Here is an 18,756-nt window from a genome sequence, read left to right as displayed (position 1 = left end):
GATAATGCATCTGTATCAATATTCACTTAAGTCGGATAAATGTCAATTCGGCACCAATAAAAATCCCGTAACAGCGCAGGACTGTTACGGGATTTTTAAGCATAAACCAACGGGGCCGGCTAGTTAGAATAGGGAACTATGGGTTGGATACTGCCATCATCATGATGTACCAGTTCGGTAACCTTGATATTGCGCAGGTGTGTTTCCCCTCCGGAGAGTTGGGCGTCGTGGTAAAACAGGTACCACTTGCCTTGATATTCCACAATAGAGTGGTGTGTTGTCCAGCCAAGCACAGGGGTTAATACGATGCCTTTGTAGGTGAAGGGGCCATAAGGGCTGTCACCGACACCGTAGGCGATGTAGTGGGTGTCTCCGGTTGAGTAGGAGAAATAATATTTCCCATTGTATTTGTGCACCCAGGCAGCTTCAAAAAAGCGGCGATTATTATCAGTCCCCAGCAGCGGTGTTCCACCTTCATCCTGGAGCAAGACATCGCGCGGTACCTCTGCAAATTGCAGCATATCGTCGCTCAGGCGTGCGATCTTGGGGCTGAGGGCCGGTTGGTTGCTGGCAGGATAGGCATCGGTGTCGCTGTAGGTTCCTGTTGTCCAGCGCTGTAATTGCCCTCCGCGGATGCCGCCAAAGTACAGGTAATAGCTGCCATCATCGTCTTTGAATACCGCCGGGTCGATACTGAAGCTGCCTTTAATTGGTTCGGGCTCGGCGTTAAATGGGCCGGTGGGTGAATCGCTGAGAGCAACACCAATCTGGAAGATACCCTCCTTATTTTTGGCGGGAAAATATAAATAATACTTACCGTCTTTTTCGGTGGCATCCGGAGCCCAGAGTTGGCGGCTGGCCCAGGGTACATCTTCCAACGTGAGTGCTACGCCATGGTCGACAACCGGATCGCCCGGTTTTTCCAGTGACAGGACATGATAATCGCGCATATCGAAATGATCGCCTGTTTCATTGGGTGTTTTGTCTGTCGGAATATCACGCGATGGATAAATATAAAGACGTCCGTTAAATACATGCGCAGATGGATCGGCAGTATAGATGTGGGACACCAGTGGCTGGTTGATAAATTTATTGCGGTCATAGATGACCTTGGGCGGCGCAACACCAGCACTGGTTGCATCGGGTGCAGCCGTGGCTGGTGTTGACTCGGCAGATTTATCCTGGCAGCCCAGTAATAACAGGCCGAGCAGGGTGAAGGAAAAACAATGTCGCAGTGGTAATGGCATGGCAATGACCTCCTGGAATAATTTTTAGTGTATGGGGTGCCGTTATTAGCCTTGCCAGCTTACCAGTGCCAGAGGGTTCCGTCTTCTAACCGATTCACAGGCAGGCAGGCGCGCTTGTAGGGATACTGCGCGGCCAGCTTTTCGTCGATATCTACCCCGTGGCCAGGTTTTTCCCCTGGCGTGAAATAACCATCATTAAAGGTATAGGCATGGGGGAAGACGGCATTCATTTGCTCGCTGTGGGCCATGTGTTCCTGGATGCCAAAGTTGGGAACCCAGTAATCAAAATGCAGCGCAGCGCCCATGCATACCGGCGATAAATCGGTAGCGCCATGGAAGCCGGTACGCACGTGGAACAGGCTGGCGAAATCGGCGATACGACGCATTTGGCTGATGCCGCCGGCGTGGACGATGGTGGTGCGTATGTAGTCGATCCACTGGTTTTGGATGAGCTCGCGGCAGTCGTGAATGGAGTTGAACACTTCACCGACTGCCAGTGGCGTGGTGGTGTGCTGGCGAATCAGTTTGAAGCTTTCCTGGTTCTCGGCCGGTACAGCATCTTCCATCCAGAACAGGTGGTAGGGCTCCAGTGCCTTGCCCAGGCGCGCCGCTTCAATAGGGGTTAAGCGGTGATGCACATCGTGCAGTAAATGAATGTCGGGGCCGAATTCCTTGCGCACAGCGGCAAAGACATCGGGAATATAGTTTAAGTATTTTTCGGTTGACCAGACTTCTACAGAGGGCAGGTCGGCATCCGCCGGTTCATAACTTTTGGTATTGGTGGAAACGCCATAGGTTTTAGCGATGCCGGGGATACCACATTGTACACGGATGGCCTTATAGCCCTTGTCTTTGGCTTTGCGTACCGCCTCAAGGGTGGAGTCCAGGTCTTTGCCATTGGCGTGGGTATAGCTGAGGATTCGCTCGCGGCTTTTGCCTCCGAGCAATTGGTAAAGTGGCATGTTGGCCAGTTTGGCTTTAATGTCCCAGAGTGCAACGTCAATAGCGGCCAGTGCTGTCATGCCAACAGGACCGCGGCGCCAATAGGCACCGCGATAAAAGAATTGCCAGATATCTTCGATTTGTTGTGGGTCGCGACCGATGAGGACCGGGATCAGATAATCTTCCAGATAGGAGACAACAGATTTTTCCCGGCCGTTGAGGGTTGCATCGCCAATGCCATAGATGCCTTGGTCGGTAACGATTTTTAGCGTAACGAAATTTCTGCCAGGGCAGGTGACTATGACTTTAGCGTCAACAATTTTCATCGGCTGTAACTCAACTGGTTTTTTAAATTTAATATCGTCGGCTTTCCGTGGGCCCCAGGTAGCTGGGTTTAAGGCCGCCGGTGTTAATGACCACTTTTTGCAAGCTAACCCCCGGATCAACCATGTAGATACGCAGGGTTTGTGGACCAGCGCGATCTACCCGATGGCGACTGCTGATCGTGCGAATGTCGCGCTTAACCGATTCTTCCCAGGCCTGTTCGCTCATATCGGCCACGATATCCACAATCTGCGGTTTTTCGCCGTTGAGGCTGATGGCATAGCGCAAGCCCCTGCCGGGAAAGAACGCCAGGCTCGGTGCAAAGAATCCTGTGATCTCAACATCGCCAGCCTGGAATAGATACAGGTCGTACTCTACATAAGGCGCCTTGGCGGGCTCTTCAAAACTGTAATCAGTGATCGGATAAGGCGATATCGATGACAGGGTCCGGCCATGTTGGGGAATGATGTCCCAGCGGAAACTGGTATTGCCGCCACGCCGGGCAAAGTGCTCGGCCTCAATCGCGATATAGCCATCCCCCTCCACAAAGCCTTTAGGGTCTTTGCGCAAGGCGGGATTGAAGGCATTCACCTTGATTGTGGCACCACCCCATCCGGTTCCGGTGATCTGCACGTTTCCACTCGCCTGTCCCTTGGGGACTTTGCTCCAATCAATGGAAACCTGCAGTCGCTGCTCATCTTTAACTTGCATACTAGTATTATTAATTATAATCCATGGTGCCGAGGTTTTGGCAAGAGCTGTGAACGGAGTTTTACCTTTGTTAAAGATATCGATGTAGCGCTCGCTTTGGCCATAGGGATCAAAGCGTGGCAATTCGTATTGTCCCGGTGCTGGCCAGGCTTGTGTCATCCCTTCGATAGCAACACCCATATCCGCTGCGCCATGGGGTTGGTAGTCGTAGAGCAGTGGCAGGGTGTTAGCTGGCGGGTTATTCCAATGGGTATAGCCGATGCGGGTTTGCGCCATCATATGGTTCCATTTGCCGTTATTGAGCTGGTGATAGCGCTGGGTGAGGGCCTCATCCGCAGCAAATAGCTCGCGCACCTTTTCGGCGTAGCGATTGGCCGAGGCGCGACCCTGCTGGGCATACAGCTGGTTTTTGGCCTGCATGTCATACATTTCGGTGATGACGGCACTGGCGGCGGTGGGGTGGAGTACCAACTGGTAGAACGCATCGCGGTAGTTGGTTGGCAGCTGCTGGTAAAGGGCTTCCGCTTCTTGTGCAAGTGCTTTGATCTCGGCGGTGACACGATCTGCCTCGCGATAGTGCAGTTGGTGATAAATGCCGGCGTCTTGCAGTTCCGGTTTGCGGCGCAGGTTGTGGCGGGAGTAGCCATCGACAATACGCGCAATCGCCTGGGCATGGGTTTTGCCGAATTCGCGCTCTGCCCAGAGTTTGCCGAATTCCGGGATGCGCTCTTTGGGCCAGGCTTCCGGGTTCCAGGCCATGCGCAGGAAGAATTCAATCGGGTATTCCATGGGTTTGAGGTCGCCGACATTGACCACCCAGATTTTATTGGCGTCATAGGTGTAGGCGAGGTGCATTTGCTCCCATATCTTGGCGGTGCTGACGGAATTGATCCAGCGATAGGAGCGCGGGCCGCCGACATAATCGAAATGATAATAAACCCCGGCCCCTCCACGGCGGCGGCGCTCCTCCGGTGTGGGCAGGCGACGGATATTGCCCCAGTTGTCATCGCACCAGAGCAGGATTACGTCTTCGGGAACACGCATGCCGCGCTCGTAAAATCCCTGGACTTCTTTATACAGTGCCCAGACTTGCGGTACCTGGGTGAGTTGTTCCTGGCCGAATACATCGGCAATAATCTTGCGTTGGTCGCGTACGATACGCTCCAGCAGGTCGATATTTTCGCCCTCGCTCATGGGCTCGTCTTCCTGTCCGCGCATACCCAGGGTGTAGATACTTTCGTAGGGCTTATTGCGCTTGGCACCGTCGACCCAAAATTGGTACAGGTTGTCGGGATTGGTGGAGTATTCCCAGGGGCCTTTGCCATAGCGATTCCATTCCTTATCGGCGCGCATCATGGGTTCGTGGTGCGATGTGCTCATCACTATGCCGTAGTCATCGGCGAGGATCATGTTTTGTGGATCATCGTCGGCAAAGGCGTTATTCCACATCGCGGGCCATAGGAAATTGGCTTTAAGGCGCAGCAGCAGTTCAAAAACCTTTTCATAAAATGATGCGTTGTAATCGCCGTATTTTTCCTTGACCCAATTGGTCAGGGCCGGCGCTTCGTCATTCAGGAAGATGCCGCGGTATTTCACTCTGGGTTGATCCTGAAGGTGCAGCGCTTTGTTGATAAACAACAGTGGCCTGGTCTTGATGGGAACATCGGCCCACCAATACCAGGGCGATACACCAATCTGCTCGCTCAGGCTGTAAATGCCGTAACTGGTGCCGCGTTTGTTACTGCCGGCAATCACCAGTGCCTGCTTGATATGGGGCAGGGGGTTTTTAAGCACCTGGACGTGATAGGCATCCCATTGGTCGCGAATGTCACTCACATCCAGCTCGCCTTCGGCAATCAGGCGATCAATCAGCGCGCTTTTGCCGATGGTGCCCATAATCACCGCGGTGCCGGATAGTTGTGATGCATCCTGAATGAGTGCCAGGGTTTTTCCGCTGACCTTGGCAATATCTTGCTGCAAGTGGCGCGCACTGCGCTGTGCACCGGAAAAATCATTGCTATCGATATAGAGGCTTGCCTGGGTTTTATTGCCGACCAGGACAAATTGTCCGCCTCGACTACTGGCGGTGAGCCAGCTGTCTTCCCCCAGGGCAAGGCTGCCTGCACTGGAAAACAGGGTTACAAGAAAAAAAAAGACCAGCCACAGGGGCTGGCGCAGGATCTGACGAGTCATGGTAAAAACTCCGTGACGATGGGTGGCAACAATGAAGAAAAAGCGTCTGGTGTCGTTAGGGTGACTGCCTGACATGCAGGCCCACCATACTGCCCACAAAGCCTCCTGCTTTGTGGGAGCTGAGTATACTGGCATCGGCGCCGCTTAACAGTTCGCGTTTTTTGCCTTCGCTATCCCAATAATAAAAATCCAGGGTATCCGTGTTGAGGCGCAAGCCCAGTTGTAGGGTTTGCAATCTGAAGGGCAGCGCCAATTGCCCGCGCGCGATAATCTGTGGCGCGCCCAGGTTGGCTTGTTCAACGAACCAGGCATAGCCCTTGTCGTTGCGCTCTACGGCTAAAAAGTAATGGGCCTGCTCGCTTTGGAAGGCGGCAAGTCCGGCGGCTATGCCTTTGGCGCGTGGCAATGCCATGCTCACTTTGGCGGTGTAGTGCATGTGCTGTTGGCGGCGGGCAAGAAACGCGGGTTGCTCCAGTTGCGCAAGGGTAACCGGGCGGGCTTCCAAGGCAATAGCGCCCTGATGGGGCAACAACTGGTAAAAGGGTTGGTGATCTATGCGTAGCTGTAACCAGTCGTGGGCCAGGTGATCCCGGGTGAAGGAATCTTCCCACACAAAGTTACCGGTTGTGGGTTGTGCTGCGCGGGATTTCGCCTGGGTGCTGGGGGCCGGTAAACGATAGGGCACTGCCTTGCCGGCATCGAGAATCACTGGCCATTCATCGTGCCAGCGCACAGGTAATAAAAAGGTTTCGCGACCGGTATTAAAGTGTTCCTGCTGATAAGTCCGTGTGGCGAGGAAGACGGCCCACCATTCTCCCTCCGCCGTTTGCACCAGGTCGGCATGGCCGGCATTGTTGATTGCATTTGCGCGCTTGGGATCCAGGTCGCGCTGGGTCAGGATTGGGTTTTTGCCATAGGGGATAAAAGGTTCCTGCAAGCTTTTGCTGCGGAAAACAACCGCAGAATGATCGTAACCAGTGCCACCTTCGGCACACACCAGGTAATACCAACCGTTAATTTTATAAAGGTGTGGCCCTTCAACCCAAATGGGTTTTTTCTTGAGGTCACTGCCGCCATCCACGAGCAAGCGGCGCGAGTCGGGGATAATTTTTTGATTATCCGGATCGTATTCCCACATCCAGATAGCGCGATGGCCTTCATATTGCGGCTCACCGGGTGGGCCGTCGTTGTGGGCGATATACACGCGACCGTCATCGTCAAAAAAGATATCCGGGTCTATACCACCGACCTCGGGCAGCAAGATGGGTTTGGACCAGGGGCCTGCCGGATTGGTTGCTGTTACCAGGAAGTTGCCGCGAACATCGACCAGTGTCGTAATCAGGTAAAACACACCCTTGTGATGGCGCAGGGTTGGGGCATAGATGCCGCGCGATGTGCTTTGGTTAAACAGGGGGAGCTGTTCGGTGTCTATCAGGGCATGTCCCAGCGAACGCCAGTTCACCAGGTCCTTACTGTGGAAAATGGGTACGCCAGGGGAATAACTGAATGACGAGGTTGCCAGGAAAAAATCCTCGCCAACCCGGACAATACTCGGGTCCGGGTAAAACCCGGCAAGGATTGGGTTTTGGTATTCGCCGGGCTTAAGCGGCGCTGCAAAAATATCGTCCTTCCCTTCATAGGTAAAATCGAAAAATTTTACCTGGGGAAGTGGGTGAGGCCTGCTGTTACTGGCCAGGCCCCATGGGCTGGCCAGTAACAGGCTGATGGATGCCGCAAAAGCGGCTAGCGTTTTTAGCGGCATGGGTGGAGCCTTTTTTACATCAATGCAATCAATGTGTATTAGTACATTGCGTACCGATTAACGCATCGGCAAAACCGCGCAGTGCAGGTTTGTCGTTGTAGTTGTTGTCGAACAGCAAGGGCCAGGAAATTTTTTCATCCTCAAACTGTTCTCTGTACAGGCCATCAAGCCAGGTGTTGGCATCGGTAGTTCCCCAGACGCTGATACCGCCGCGCTGATTCACCGGGACTGTATCCAGATAGGCCTTCACTACGTCGCAGTAGCGTTTTTTCTGGGCCAATTGCGCCGCTTCGGTCAGCGGATTGATTTTGTTGGCCGGATACGCATCGCAATGGGGCTGGTTGACGGCAACATCCAGTTCGGTAATTTTTACCAGCAAGCCAAGGTCGACCACTTTCTTCATCGCGGCAGAAATGTTGGCGATGGATGGATAGTTCATACAGACATGCATCTGGAAGCCCACACCGTCAATCGGGATACTGCGCGCCTGGAAGTCCTTGACCATATCGACCATTTTGGTGGTCTTGGCATTGTTCTGCTCAATGTTGTAGTCGTTGTAGTAGAGGATCACAGCGGGATCTGCCGCGCGCGCGGTCTGGAAGGCGCGCTCAATATAGACAGAGCTGTTTCCGCTCTTCACATAAAACGCAGAATCCGTCGTGCGGAAGTTTGCCGGACTGTTGTCGTCGATGGCTTCGTTAACGACGTCCCAACTGACGAGGTTACCCTTGGCTTCGTAGTGATCGACAATGGTGGTGATATGTGTGTCCAAGGCCGCTAAAAAGTCTTCTGCACTGCCTGCCCAGTTTTTCATAAAGTTGGGAACCTGGTAATCGGAATGCCATACCAGGGCGTGGCCGTGCACCGTCATATTATTTTCAGTGGCCCAATCCACAAAGGCGTCGGCGTTGGTGAAGTTAAAATTGCCCTCGGTAGGTTGCATGTAACTCATCTTCATGATGTTACCGGCAGTTAAATGATTGAAGTGCTTTTTAACCACAGCCTGCTCTCTGCTGTTGGTGAGCAGGTTGTAAGTGGCGGAGTCGGTATTGGACACGGCGACGCCAATGGGGAAATCGCTGGGGGCCAGGTCGCGCAGGTGATCGACATTGGCTGAATAGGCTTCCTGTGCGAGTGTAATGGTGACGCTTTTAATGGTGATAGTTCCGGCGGGTGTTCCCTTGGCCTGGATACCGACTTGTACATCGCGCGCCGTTTGGTTGAATTTATCGTCGTCTTCATCAATGGTGCAGGTCAGGGTTAGGTCAGTATCCGCAGTGAGTTCGCTGCTGGCCGCCAGACAATCCCATTCGCCCTTTGACCAGTCTTCTTTTAACTGGGCAAATATCTGCAAGTTGGCTTCACTGGCCTTAAATTCAGCGCTGACATTAACAACCATTGCTATCACAGCATCTTCCAGTGTGGTTGGTCGGGCAATATCAAAAACAGCGCCCACGCCATCACCCAGTGCGGCAAAGGTAACGCCATCGGCACTGTAGGTAATACCGGAATGGCTGGTACTGCCTGATGCGTTGCCTCTCCAGCCATTTGCCATGTCCACCTCTATAACAACATTGCCCTCGCTGGCAGCGACACTGGAGCTGCTAACACTGCTCGCCGATGAAGAAGACAGCGATGACGAGGATAGTGATGAGGAAGACAGCGATGATGATAGCGATGAGGAGGATATGATCGATGAGGATGAAGCACTGGATGGCGTCGATGCTGGACTAGAGGATTGGGGTGAGCTGCTGGTGGTTGGTGTTGAACCGCCCCCTCCACCGCCGCCACAGGCAATTAGTGTTGAGCTAATCAGGGAGAGCATGAGGAGTTGCTGGATCTTTTTCATTGCTGGAGTCTCGTTAGTTTGATTATTGTGATCGCGCCTTTATTATTGTCAATTAAACCATAAGTGAGTTTTTCTTGTATACCAGTCGATCAGCAAAAAGTGTAAGGATTTATCAGAGGGTTTTTGGTGCCCAAACAAGAGGCATAAAAAAACCGCCCGAAGGCGGTTTTTAGGCATGTAAGCGAATGGTTTAGCCTTCCATTTGCTCCAGCTCCTTGCCTTTGGTTTCCTTAACCAGTTTGAGTACAAAGAAAATGGAGAAGGCAGAGAAGAAGGCATAGATGCCGTAGGCTCCTGGTAATCCCAGGGCAGATGCCAGCAGGTATGGGAAGGTGAATGTGATCAGGAAGTTGGCGCCCCATTGCGCCAGGCCGGCAATGGCCAGGGCAGAGCCGCGGATTTGGTTGGGGAACATCTCGCCCAGCATGATCCACATAACGGGGCCCCAGGAAACGTTAAAGAAAATGACGTAAAGGTTGGCCGCAACCAGTGCCAATGTACCCATTTCCGGGCTGAGCATCAGATTGCCTTTTGCGTCGAGCGGCGCGCCCGAGAAGGCGAAGGCTACCAGGGTCAAGGTCACTGTCATACCCACAGAGCCGATCCACAGCAGTGGCTTGCGACCGATTTTGTCCACAACGAAGAAGGTGATAAAACAGGCACCGATGCTGACAGCGCCGGAGACAACGTTAATCAGCAGGGCGTCAGACTCGGAGAAGCCGGCGGCTTGCCAGAGTACTGCGCCGTAGTAAAACACCACGTTAATGCCCACAAATTGTTGCAGTACGGCGAGGCCCACACCTACCCACACAATCGGACGGATGCGATTACTGACTTTATCGATAATGTCAGACAGGCGCGGTTTATGGTGGTCGGCAGCCAGGGAGGCTTCGATTTCACTCACCTTGGCATTACCTTCGCTCTCGCCATAGAGCTTGGTCAATACCTTGCGCGCCTGGCTGGTTTGGCCGGATGCCATCAGGAAGCGGGGGCTTTCGGGAATAAACAGCAGTGCTACCAGGAAGATCACCGAGGGAATCAATTCCACCCAGAACATCCAGCGCCAGGTTTCATAACCCCACCAGAGCTCGGCGAGGGACGAACCAGCGTATTTGGCGAGGAAGTAATTGCTCACAAAAGCTGCCGTCAGGCCAGTGATGATGGCCACCTGCTGTACGGAGCTGAGTTTGCCGCGGTAGCGGGCCAGGGCAACTTCGCTGATATAGGCGGGGCAAATAATGCTGGCGGCACCTACTGCAAGGCCCCCCAGCACACGATACAGCACAAACTCCAGGGAGCCGGTGGCGATACCTGAGCCCCAGGCAGAAACAATAAAGAAAATCGCGGCAATAATCAGGATAATCTTGCGGCCGTATTTGTCGGCCAGGGTTCCGGCAAAGAAGGCACCCACCGCACAGCCAAGCAACATTGAGGACACTTCAAAGCCGGCCGTATTGATATTAAAGGCGGTGCGCAGGCCATCCACGGTGCCGTTAATCACACCGCTATCAAAGCCAAACAAAAAGCCACCAATGGTGGCAATGACACTAATCAGGATAATAAACGGGGTGTTCGCCTGGTTGGGGCTTGCAGTTGGGTTCATGGTAATACCTGTTATTGAAATTATGACCAGCCAGCATGTTGGTGCCGGCATTTTTCTTATTGCCGCTACGGTTGCCGACCATAGCATATTCACTGTCGGCGGAGCCTGTGCGGTACGGGGTTTGTGATCCAGGTGACGCACTTGGGTGGGCGTCGGACAACATACTAAAGCAATATGGTTTATGTGACTATATGCGATATTGATTTGCTGTGCGGCGGCGTGTCACAGGGGAGTGGAAGCGACACGCCGGCAGCAGGTTAGATCTCAAAGGCAAAGCCGGATTCGGTTAAATGCCTGTAGGCCTCTGAGTCAAAACGATAGAGGTTGGCTGCCCGGTGGGGCACACCCTGCTGCTTTTCATTACAGGGGGTCAGCAGGTTCATCTTCATGATCTTACGGCGGAAATTGGGCTTATCCAGCTTGGTATTGAGGATCGCCTCATAGAGCGCCTGGAGCTGTAACAGGGTGAACTTCTCAGGCAGCAGGTTAAAGCCAATCGGCTGGTGGCAGACCTGGTGGCGCAGCACTTTCAGGCCGTGCTCGATAATTTCGGCGTGGTCATACACCAGTTCTGGCAGATGGTTGGCGCTGTGCCAGCTCACATCGGCAGTTGCCTGGCCGGCAACCAGGGAATAGTTTTCGGCACTGACCAGGGCGTAGTAGGCAATGGTCACTACCCGCTCGTTGGGAAAGCGGTCTACCCGGCCAAAGGTTTTGAGTTGTTCCAGGAACAGCTGGCGCACACCGGTCAACTCTTCCAGCAGGCGATAGGCTGCATCGCGCAGGTTTTCATCGTAGCGAATCCATCCCCCTGGCAGTGCCCATTTGCCCTGGTGCATGGGGTCGGTTTGTTTGACCAGCAGGATTTTCAGTTCGTCGTGATCCAGTCCGAAAATCAGGTTATCGATAGATAGGGCCTTGATCACATTAGGCGGCAGGTTGAGTGGTTCAAAATGACTATTGGGATGTAGGGGCTGGTCTGACACAGCGGATGTCCTCTGGTTCTTAATCTCGTTATGGGTAATGGCCGAATTCCGGGTGTAACCGGGCGAAAGTGCTCGCATTGTATAAGTAGCGATCACCGGGGTCGAGCCTGTGTGCGGCTTCACCCGTGCCATATCTGCAACAGGGTTTACAAAAATTACGTTGTTTTTATCTTGTTGTCAGATAGACAATAAGATATATTGTCATCAATGCAATAAGGCTGGTGTGACACAAAGCACCGGGCCATCGAAATCAATAACAGCAAAATGAGTCCGGTTACCCCTCCACAGGTACTACCTGGTTACAAATTGACAGCCTAGAGAACCCTTATGTTGTTTCTTGGAATTGATGTTGGCAGCTCTTCGGTAAAGCTGTCTGTACTGGATGGCCAGACGGGTAAAAGCCTGGGTTCCCTGGCGCATCCTGAATCCGAGCTGGCGATTGCCAGCCCGACGCCCGGTTTTGCCGAGCAGGATCCCGACATTTGGTGGGATTGCGTGCGTAAAGGGTTTGCCCGTTTGGTGGCTAAGGGAAGTTTTGACCCCAAGCATATTTCAGCCATAGGTATTTCGTACCAGATGCACGGCCTGGTATTGGTTGATCGCCAGCAGCAAGTACTGCGTCCGGCCATTATCTGGTGCGACAGTCGCGCTGTTCCGCTGGGCGAGGCTGCCTTCAATGCCTTGGGGCGCGATTACTGCTTCTCCCACTTGCTGAATTCCCCGGGCAATTTTACCGCCGCCAAATTGCGTTGGGTGCAGGAAAACCAGCCGGATATTTTTGCCCGTATCCATAAAATCATGTTGCCGGGTGATTTCATCGCCATGAAATTATCCGGGCAGATCAACACCACGGCATCCGGATTATCCGAAGGTACCCTGTGGGACTTTACCGGGCAGCGCGTTGCAATCGAGTTGTTGCAACATTGGGGGATGGACACCAGTTTGATTCCCGATGTGGTTCCCAGTTTCGGCGAGCAATCGGTGGTCAGTTCTGCGGTAGCGGCAGAGTTGGGATTACGTGAAGGCGTCAGCATTTGCTATCGCGCCGGAGACCAGCCCAACAATGCATTCAGCCTGAATGTATTGCAACCCGGTGAAGTGGCTGCGACAGCGGGAACCTCCGGTGTTATTTACGGTGTGACCGATCAACCCGCCGCCGATTTGCAATCGCGGGTGAATACGTTTTTGCATGTCACCAACACCGCAGAGCAGCCACGCAATGGTGTGCTGGTGTGTGTTAACGGTTGTGGCCGCCTGTATTCCTGGTTGCGCCAGACCTTAAGCAGTGCAGGGGCAAGCCCATCCTATCCGCAATTAAATGCCCTGGCGCAAGCCGTGCCTGTGGGCAGTGAAGGTTTGTTGTTCCATCCCTTTGGCAATGGCGCTGAACGGATTTTCCAAAACAGGAATCCCGGTGCGCAGCTGCGCAACCTGGATTTCAACCGCCATGGCCTGGGGCACATGGTGCGCGCTGCCCAGGAGGGGATTGTGTTCTCCCTGAACCAGGGCTTTGACGTATTGAAGTCACTGGGCGGTAGCTGTGAAGTGATTCGCGCGGGTAAGGGCAATTTGTTTTTGAGTGATGTATTCGCGCAAACCTTTGCCAATACAACCCAGGCCGCTGTGGAATTATTTGAAACCGATGGCGCCGAAGGTGCAGCCCGCGCTGCTGCCTTGGGTAAAGGTTATTACGCGTCGGCCAATGAAGCCTTTCAGGGCTTGACGCGACTGGCTGTGGTAGAGCCGCAAGCGCAATTATCTGCGCAATATCAGGATGCTTATCGGGCGTGGGTTGACCTGCTGCCGTAATAAGTTAGTTGTAACGCTTTTCGAAAAAACAAGGTGAAAACTATGAGCATTGTTCTCGGTAGCAAAGAATATTTCCCCGGCATCGGCAAAATCGGTTACGAAGGTGCGGATTCTGACAATCCCCTGGCGTTCAAATATTACGATGAAAATCGTGTTGTTGCCGGCAAAACCATGAAAGAGCATTTCAAATTTGCGGTTTGTTACTGGCACACTTTCTGTGGTGCCGGTCACGACCCTTTTGGTCCAGGCACCAAAATATTTCCCTGGGCCGCTACGCCGGATGCTGTTGCTCGCGCCCGTGAAAAAATGGATGCGGCCTTTGAATTTATCACCAAGCTGGGTGTTCCCTACTACTGCTTCCACGATGTTGACCTGATCGACGAAGGCAGCAGCCGCGCCGAAACTTCCAAGCGTTTGCAGACCATCGTTGAATACGCAAAGGAAAAACAAAAAGCGTCTGGTATTAAACTGCTGTGGGGTACTGCCAACCTGTTCTCCAACCCGCGCTACATGAACGGTGCATCGACCAACCCGGATTTCAGTGTGCTGGCTTACGCCGGTGCGCAATTGAAAGACGCGCTCGATGCAACCATTGCTCTGGGCGGTGAAAACTATGTGTTCTGGGGCGGTCGCGAAGGTTACATGAGCCTGCTCAACACTGACATGAAGCGCGAGCAGGAGCACATGGCCCGCTTCCTGACCATGGCGCGTGACTATGCGCGTGCCCAGGGCTTTAAGGGAACGTTCTTCATCGAGCCCAAGCCGATGGAACCCTCCAAGCACCAATACGATTTTGACGCGGCCACGGTTATCGGCTTCCTGCGTCATCACGGCCTGGATAAAGATTTCAAACTGAACCTGGAAACCAACCACGCCACCCTGGCTGGTCACACCATGGATCACGATATGCAAGTGGCGGCTGATGCCGGCATGTTGGGCTCTATCGACGCTAACCGTGGCGACTACCAAAATGCCTGGGACACCGACCAGTTCCCGATGAATATCAACGAAACCGTTGAGATGATGCTGGTATTGCTGCGCAGTGGTGGCTTGCACGGTGGCGGTGTGAACTTTGATGCGAAAGCGCGTCGCAATTCACCCGATCCGGTAGACCTGTTCTACGGTCATATCGGTGGCATGGATACCTTTGCCCGTGCGCTGTTGATTGCCGATGACCTGCTGCAAAAATCGCCGCTGGAAGCCATGCGTAAAGAGCGTTATGCCAGTTTTGATGCCGGTGATGGCTCACTCTATGAGCAAGGCAAGCTGACCCTGGAGCAATTGGCCAATATCGGTAACAGCAATGGTGAAGTGGCTCTGACCAGTGGCCGTCAGGAACTCTACGAAAACATCATTAACCGTTACATCCGTTAAGCGTTTTGAGTCTGATTTAACCTCGTTTCTAGCAAAGCCTGTTGCCGCTGCTATTTACCACCCAGGTGTTAAATGCAGCGGCTTTTTTGTGTCTGCTTTTTCAAAAATTAACGGTGATGGCCGCTGTACTTATACACTGGCAGTTTGAAACTGGTGCTTATCAATCGCATATTTCTGCAATAACTTACCCAGCGCACGTCGCTCTTTACCGGCGATGCGTGCCGCGGCAGAGACATTGCCGTGGGTAAGGCGCATAACGTTTTGCAAATACTCTGATTCAAAACGGGTAATGGCTATGGCTTTGGCATCCTGAAAACTGAGTGACATGGATGTCGGTGTTGACCCTGTCAGAGCGAGTGTGTGAGCTTCTGCAAAACCGGTTTGCAGCGGTGAGTTATCCGTGTCCTCTTCGGTGATGGCTGACTCTGTTGCGTCAATAAATTCGAGGTAATTCCCTGCCGATAGGACAAAGGCGCGCAGCAGGCAGTTTTCAAGTTCCCGGATATTCCCTGGCCATTGCTGTTGCAATAAGAAGTGCATGTGGGCAGAGGATATTTGCTTGCGCGGGGTTTGGTATTCTTCGGCGAAACGGTTCAATAAATGGGTGGTCAGCAGGGGGATGTCGTTGCGGCGCTCGCGTAAGGGCGGCATCAGCAGGCTGAGAACATTCAGCCGGAAATAAAGATCTTCGCGAAAACGTTTTTGGCGTACACAGTCAACCAGGTCGGCATTGGTGGCTGCCAGGATGCGCACATCGGCGTGCAGGGTTTGCTTGCCTCCCAGGGGACGGTATTCCTGGGTTTGTAAAAAGCGCAGCAGGGCTGCCTGTGCCTTGGGACTGAGGCTATCGACTTCATCGAGGAACAGGGTGCCGCCATTGGCCAGGGTAACCAGCCCGGCCTGTGCCTGTTTGGCATCGGTGAAGGCTCCCTTCTCATGGCCAAACAATTCACTTTCGATCAGCTCATCGGGAATAGCTGCGCAATTCACCGGCACAAAACTTTGTTCGCGTCGCTTGCTTAAGTAATGAATAGCGCGCGCTGCATTTTCCTTACCGGTACCCGTCTCTCCGTGAATCAGCACGGCGGCATGGCAGGCGGCCATCTTTTTTATCAATTGCACATTGCGCATAAACAACGGCGATTCGCCGATCAGGTTCATCTGCGCAAATTCGGCCAGGAGTTTGCCGTTATCCCTTGGGCTTGGTTGGCGCAGCAAACGCTGCAGGCGAATACTTAACTCGGTTGTACTGCAGGGCCAAAATAAAAAGTCGTGGAACAGCTCAACCAGCTTGTGTGTTGTTCCCAGTGTCTTTTCATGTTGCATGAGCAGGCAGAGGTTGTTCATGCCTGGATGGGCGAGTAAATAGTGTTTCAGTGGCTGGTAGAGTTCAGGCTTATGAAGTTGTTGGCCTTCATCGACGATGACATTCAAATGCGCTGCCGGTATAGGTATCTCTGATAAGGCGTTTTTCGTTATAAAACAGGATTCATCCAGTAAGCGCAGTTGATAGCGTCCACGCCATTGCTGATCCAGGGTATGCCGCAGCAAAGCCTCTACTCCGGGGGTAGCTACCTGTCCGGCGGGTGCAAACATCAGGAGATTGATCTGGTACATGGCAAAGCATCCTTCTCTCGATTTCGGCGATTGGCATTATCAGGGAGTCAGTGAGGGGGTGACCCTTGTACTACCTGGTTGTCGATGAGGTTGCATCCTTGCATGAAAAGGCCGGCAGTAGTTCACCAGCGCTAAGACATGTGAAGTTAGCACAGGCCTATGCAATGTAAAGTGCATTATTCACCAAAAAGCCGTGATCAAAATACCGGATGGCATCGGGCACTGCATCGTTATCTCTCTTGGGGGGCGGGTGATTTTTTACCCGGCTGGGGCTGCGAATTCCCGGTGTTTGGCATCAAAAATTTCACTTCTTTCTTTTTTGTTGAAAACAGTCGGGTGGAAATTGCCCCGCCCGCTGTTGAGGCTTTTTTTTGATTTTTCCCACCTGTTCAATCAGTTAGATAATTTTTTTTGAGTTTGGTATGGCGGTTGCTATTGCTCTGTTACCTGATGGGGTGGCAGTGATCGAATGGCAAGCTATCCAATGCGATTCGGATTACCTGTATCGGTCAAGCGAGTAAGGACTCATGGTGCAGAACGATAGCAATGAGCTACAGGCTGAAGTGCGGGAACTCGCTGAAGAGATCGCCACCTATTTACGTGAGCGCCCCCAGGTAGCCGATACGGTTGAAGGAATAGCGCGCTGGTGGATCATGCGGCAGCGCTTGCAGGAAAGTGAACGGCGCGTGGCATTGGCGATGGAATACCTCTGTGACCAGGGGGTGGTGAATGCACGGCAACTGCCGGACGGCGAGTTGCTTTACAGCGCCAGGTTGTCGGATGCGAGCGTGAACGATGCTGCAACAGTCCATCCTCCGGCACAAGGGAACAACCGCAACATTGATGAGGAATAACAGGTGGCATCTTACCGGGCCGTTAACGGTGTGCTGCTCAGTCTTGAGCATTTTTTAACAACGCGTATGCCACCGGAGTTGCGTGCCGGCGGTGTTAATGCCTCTGTCAAATTGTTTGGCAGTAACACCATTGCCGATGCGCAAACAGGCAACTACCTGGGTATTTATTTGCATCGCCTGGCGATAGATCCCCATGGTCGCAGTCGCTTTTTTTCACCCCAGGGCACCGACAAAAATACAGGACCTGCCCCCGAGTTGCCGGTGAATTTGCATCTGCTGCTGATGGCATCAGGTGGCAGCGCCAGCATAGAGGCAGATCTGTTGGCCTGGGCGATGACCGCATTGGCAAACGAGTCGCGCATGGATGCCTCGCACTTGACGGAATACGACGACAGCTGGACGGCGAAGGAAATTCTTACCATAGCGCCGGATGAAATAACCAATGAGGACATGCTGCGCATTTGGGATGCGCTCAAGGTGAGTTTTACGCTGAGCATGCCCTATGTCATTCGCACGCTGCGTTTGCGGCTCAATGCGCAGATGACAGAGGGGCCGGCGGTGGTTTCGCGGATTTTCCCCACGGGCGTCGCGGAGTCTGTGGCACTGCCACGTGAATAACCGTGTGTGAACGAATAGTTCTGTAACAGGATTTTTGAGCAGATAAACGATGACGGATGAGACTGACGAATTTGAACTGGCTGACGCCAACCATGTGCGGGTATTGGAAACCAATCTCCTGCATTCCAGCGATGTTATTTACTGGCTGGATGGCGCGTCGGCAGAGCAGGCCAGTGCCATGGCCCGTATCGATATTCCCCTGGCTATCCGTTTCACCCAAAAACCGCGCAGCCTGAAATTTTTGCATTCACTGGGTAAAACCGCATTTTGGCAAACACCGGTTGAAGACATGCATGAGGGTGTTGCCAACGAAGCCCAGCGCGCCCGGCCGGTACAGCCACCGCTAGTGGTTCGTGGCGAAGTGAGCGACCCGCGCGGGCGCTACAACCCGGCGGCTTTCGAGGCGTCGCTCGGCGCCGGTAATGGCCAGCCCGTTGTGCTTTATCCCTCGCCTTTGGGGGTGAGGCCGGGAGCAGGTGGGGTGTTGTTTGGGCGTGTATCCATGGCCTCTTCACTGGCCCCGTTGCTATGGGGCCTGTTAGAACTGGAGGTGGCGTTGGGGTTAAGCCAAACCCAAACCTATCGCGCGCAAACCGATGCCAAAGGCGATTTTCGTATTGCACTGGATCGCCTGCCGCCATTGCCACAGGGCACCACACACTACAACGCCAGCTTGCGAATCCTGGGTAATCCTGCCGCGACGGTGGATACCCCGGTAGCCGTGGGTGAATTGCCTGCACTTGCGCTTGAATCCTTTACCCAGCAAGACAGTTTTTCCCAAGACCAGTCGTTAACGGTGAGGCCGGCGCTCCATCAGCGACTTCAATCCGCTAACAAAACTTTTATTGCAGTACAAACCGTCTGACA

Annotated in this window: 14 protein-coding genes; 6 read left to right on the top strand and 8 right to left on the bottom strand. The window is 53.3% G+C overall.

Annotation, left to right across the window (positions count from 1 at the left end):
• Positions 1 to 119 precede the first annotated feature (119 nt).
• From CJA_RS14775 to CJA_RS14755, 5 genes are read right to left on the bottom strand one after another with little or no spacing between them, the layout of a single operon-like run.
• The gene (locus tag CJA_RS14775; RefSeq protein ID WP_012488648.1) at positions 120 to 1,247 is read right to left on the bottom strand and encodes a glycoside hydrolase family 43 protein; all 1,128 of its coding nucleotides are present in this window, start codon (positions 1,245 to 1,247) and stop codon (positions 120 to 122) included.
• A gap of 59 nt (positions 1,248 to 1,306) precedes the next feature.
• Complete coding sequence (gene manD, locus CJA_RS14770) at positions 1,307 to 2,515, bottom strand: D-mannonate dehydratase ManD (protein WP_012488647.1); 1,209 nt, start codon at positions 2,513 to 2,515, stop codon at positions 1,307 to 1,309.
• 28 nt (positions 2,516 to 2,543) lie between these two features.
• Positions 2,544 to 5,417, bottom strand: coding sequence for a glycosyl hydrolase 115 family protein (locus CJA_RS14765; RefSeq protein WP_041551580.1), 2,874 nt, complete (start codon positions 5,415 to 5,417; stop codon positions 2,544 to 2,546).
• A gap of 55 nt (positions 5,418 to 5,472) precedes the next feature.
• Entirely contained in the window at positions 5,473 to 7,179 is a 1,707-nt protein-coding gene (locus CJA_RS14760; RefSeq protein WP_012488645.1) for a glycoside hydrolase family 43 protein, read from the bottom strand.
• A 28-nt stretch (positions 7,180 to 7,207) separates the two neighbouring features.
• Positions 7,208 to 8,734, bottom strand: a complete 1,527-nt coding sequence (locus CJA_RS14755) for an endo-1,4-beta-xylanase (protein ID WP_238526777.1) — start codon at positions 8,732 to 8,734, stop codon at positions 7,208 to 7,210.
• Between CJA_RS14755 and CJA_RS19805 the strand changes: the two genes are divergently transcribed.
• A complete protein-coding gene (locus CJA_RS19805; RefSeq protein ID WP_238526776.1) occupies positions 8,733 to 9,050 on the top strand; it encodes a hypothetical protein in 318 nt (105 codons plus the stop codon). The genes CJA_RS14755 and CJA_RS19805 overlap by 2 nt on opposite strands.
• 168 nt (positions 9,051 to 9,218) lie before the next feature.
• Here the strand turns inward: CJA_RS19805 and CJA_RS14750 are convergent, their stop codons facing one another.
• Both CJA_RS14750 and CJA_RS14745 read right to left on the bottom strand, forming a co-directional pair.
• The gene (locus CJA_RS14750) at positions 9,219 to 10,631 is read right to left on the bottom strand and encodes a sugar porter family MFS transporter (protein WP_041551579.1); all 1,413 of its coding nucleotides are present in this window, start codon (positions 10,629 to 10,631) and stop codon (positions 9,219 to 9,221) included.
• Between the two features lie 257 nt (positions 10,632 to 10,888).
• On the bottom strand, positions 10,889 to 11,617 hold the full coding sequence (locus CJA_RS14745) for an NUDIX hydrolase (RefSeq protein WP_148208887.1): 729 nt from the start codon (positions 11,615 to 11,617) through the stop codon (positions 10,889 to 10,891).
• 327 nt (positions 11,618 to 11,944) lie between these two features.
• Here CJA_RS14745 and CJA_RS14740 point away from each other — a divergent pair, with 327 nt between their 5' ends.
• Positions 11,945 to 13,426, top strand: a complete 1,482-nt coding sequence (locus tag CJA_RS14740; RefSeq protein ID WP_012488640.1) for a xylulokinase — start codon at positions 11,945 to 11,947, stop codon at positions 13,424 to 13,426.
• Positions 13,427 to 13,468: 42 nt separating this feature from the next.
• Positions 13,469 to 14,800, top strand: coding sequence for a xylose isomerase (xylA, locus tag CJA_RS14735; protein WP_012488639.1), 1,332 nt, complete (start codon positions 13,469 to 13,471; stop codon positions 14,798 to 14,800).
• Between the two features lie 129 nt (positions 14,801 to 14,929).
• Here xylA and CJA_RS14730 read toward each other — a convergent pair whose 3' ends face one another.
• Positions 14,930 to 16,417: a sigma-54 interaction domain-containing protein gene (locus tag CJA_RS14730; RefSeq protein WP_012488638.1), complete on the bottom strand. Its 1,488-nt coding sequence runs from the start codon at positions 16,415 to 16,417 to the stop codon at positions 14,930 to 14,932.
• 527 nt (positions 16,418 to 16,944) lie between these two features.
• Between CJA_RS14730 and CJA_RS18795 the strand changes: the two genes are divergently transcribed.
• The 3 genes from CJA_RS18795 to CJA_RS14710 are packed head-to-tail and all read left to right on the top strand — an operon-like array spanning position 16,945 to position 18,754.
• The gene (locus CJA_RS18795) at positions 16,945 to 17,271 is read left to right on the top strand and encodes a hypothetical protein (RefSeq protein ID WP_012488635.1); all 327 of its coding nucleotides are present in this window, start codon (positions 16,945 to 16,947) and stop codon (positions 17,269 to 17,271) included.
• Positions 17,272 to 17,274: 3 nt separating this feature from the next.
• Positions 17,275 to 17,889: a Pvc16 family protein gene (locus CJA_RS14715; RefSeq protein ID WP_012488634.1), complete on the top strand. Its 615-nt coding sequence runs from the start codon at positions 17,275 to 17,277 to the stop codon at positions 17,887 to 17,889.
• Positions 17,890 to 17,938: 49 nt separating this feature from the next.
• A complete protein-coding gene (locus CJA_RS14710) occupies positions 17,939 to 18,754 on the top strand; it encodes a hypothetical protein (RefSeq protein ID WP_012488633.1) in 816 nt (271 codons plus the stop codon).
• Positions 18,755 to 18,756 lie beyond the last annotated feature (2 nt).

This window comes from Cellvibrio japonicus Ueda107 (genome assembly GCF_000019225.1).
In the GTDB taxonomy this organism is placed as follows: domain Bacteria; phylum Pseudomonadota; class Gammaproteobacteria; order Pseudomonadales; family Cellvibrionaceae; genus Cellvibrio; species Cellvibrio japonicus.
The sequence above is the reverse complement of the archived record's forward strand: the minus strand, read 5'-3'. Positions and strand labels throughout refer to the sequence as shown.

Coding starts and splice junctions, on each gene's coding strand:
- CJA_RS14740 (WP_012488640.1), top strand. CDS start 11,945: ATGTTGTTTCTTGGAATTGATGTTGGCAGCTCTTCGGTAAAGCTGTCT.
- manD (WP_012488647.1), bottom strand. CDS start 2,515: ATGAAAATTGTTGACGCTAAAGTCATAGTCACCTGCCCTGGCAGAAAT.
- CJA_RS14750 (WP_041551579.1), bottom strand. CDS start 10,631: ATGAACCCAACTGCAAGCCCCAACCAGGCGAACACCCCGTTTATTATC.
- CJA_RS14765 (WP_041551580.1), bottom strand. CDS start 5,417: ATGACTCGTCAGATCCTGCGCCAGCCCCTGTGGCTGGTCTTTTTTTTT.
- CJA_RS14760 (WP_012488645.1), bottom strand. CDS start 7,179: ATGCCGCTAAAAACGCTAGCCGCTTTTGCGGCATCCATCAGCCTGTTA.
- CJA_RS14710 (WP_012488633.1), top strand. CDS start 17,939: ATGACGGATGAGACTGACGAATTTGAACTGGCTGACGCCAACCATGTG.
- CJA_RS14730 (WP_012488638.1), bottom strand. CDS start 16,417: ATGTACCAGATCAATCTCCTGATGTTTGCACCCGCCGGACAGGTAGCT.
- CJA_RS14775 (WP_012488648.1), bottom strand. CDS start 1,247: ATGCCATTACCACTGCGACATTGTTTTTCCTTCACCCTGCTCGGCCTG.
- CJA_RS18795 (WP_012488635.1), top strand. CDS start 16,945: ATGGTGCAGAACGATAGCAATGAGCTACAGGCTGAAGTGCGGGAACTC.
- CJA_RS19805 (WP_238526776.1), top strand. CDS start 8,733: ATGTCCACCTCTATAACAACATTGCCCTCGCTGGCAGCGACACTGGAG.
- xylA (WP_012488639.1), top strand. CDS start 13,469: ATGAGCATTGTTCTCGGTAGCAAAGAATATTTCCCCGGCATCGGCAAA.
- CJA_RS14755 (WP_238526777.1), bottom strand. CDS start 8,734: ATGGCAAATGGCTGGAGAGGCAACGCATCAGGCAGTACCAGCCATTCC.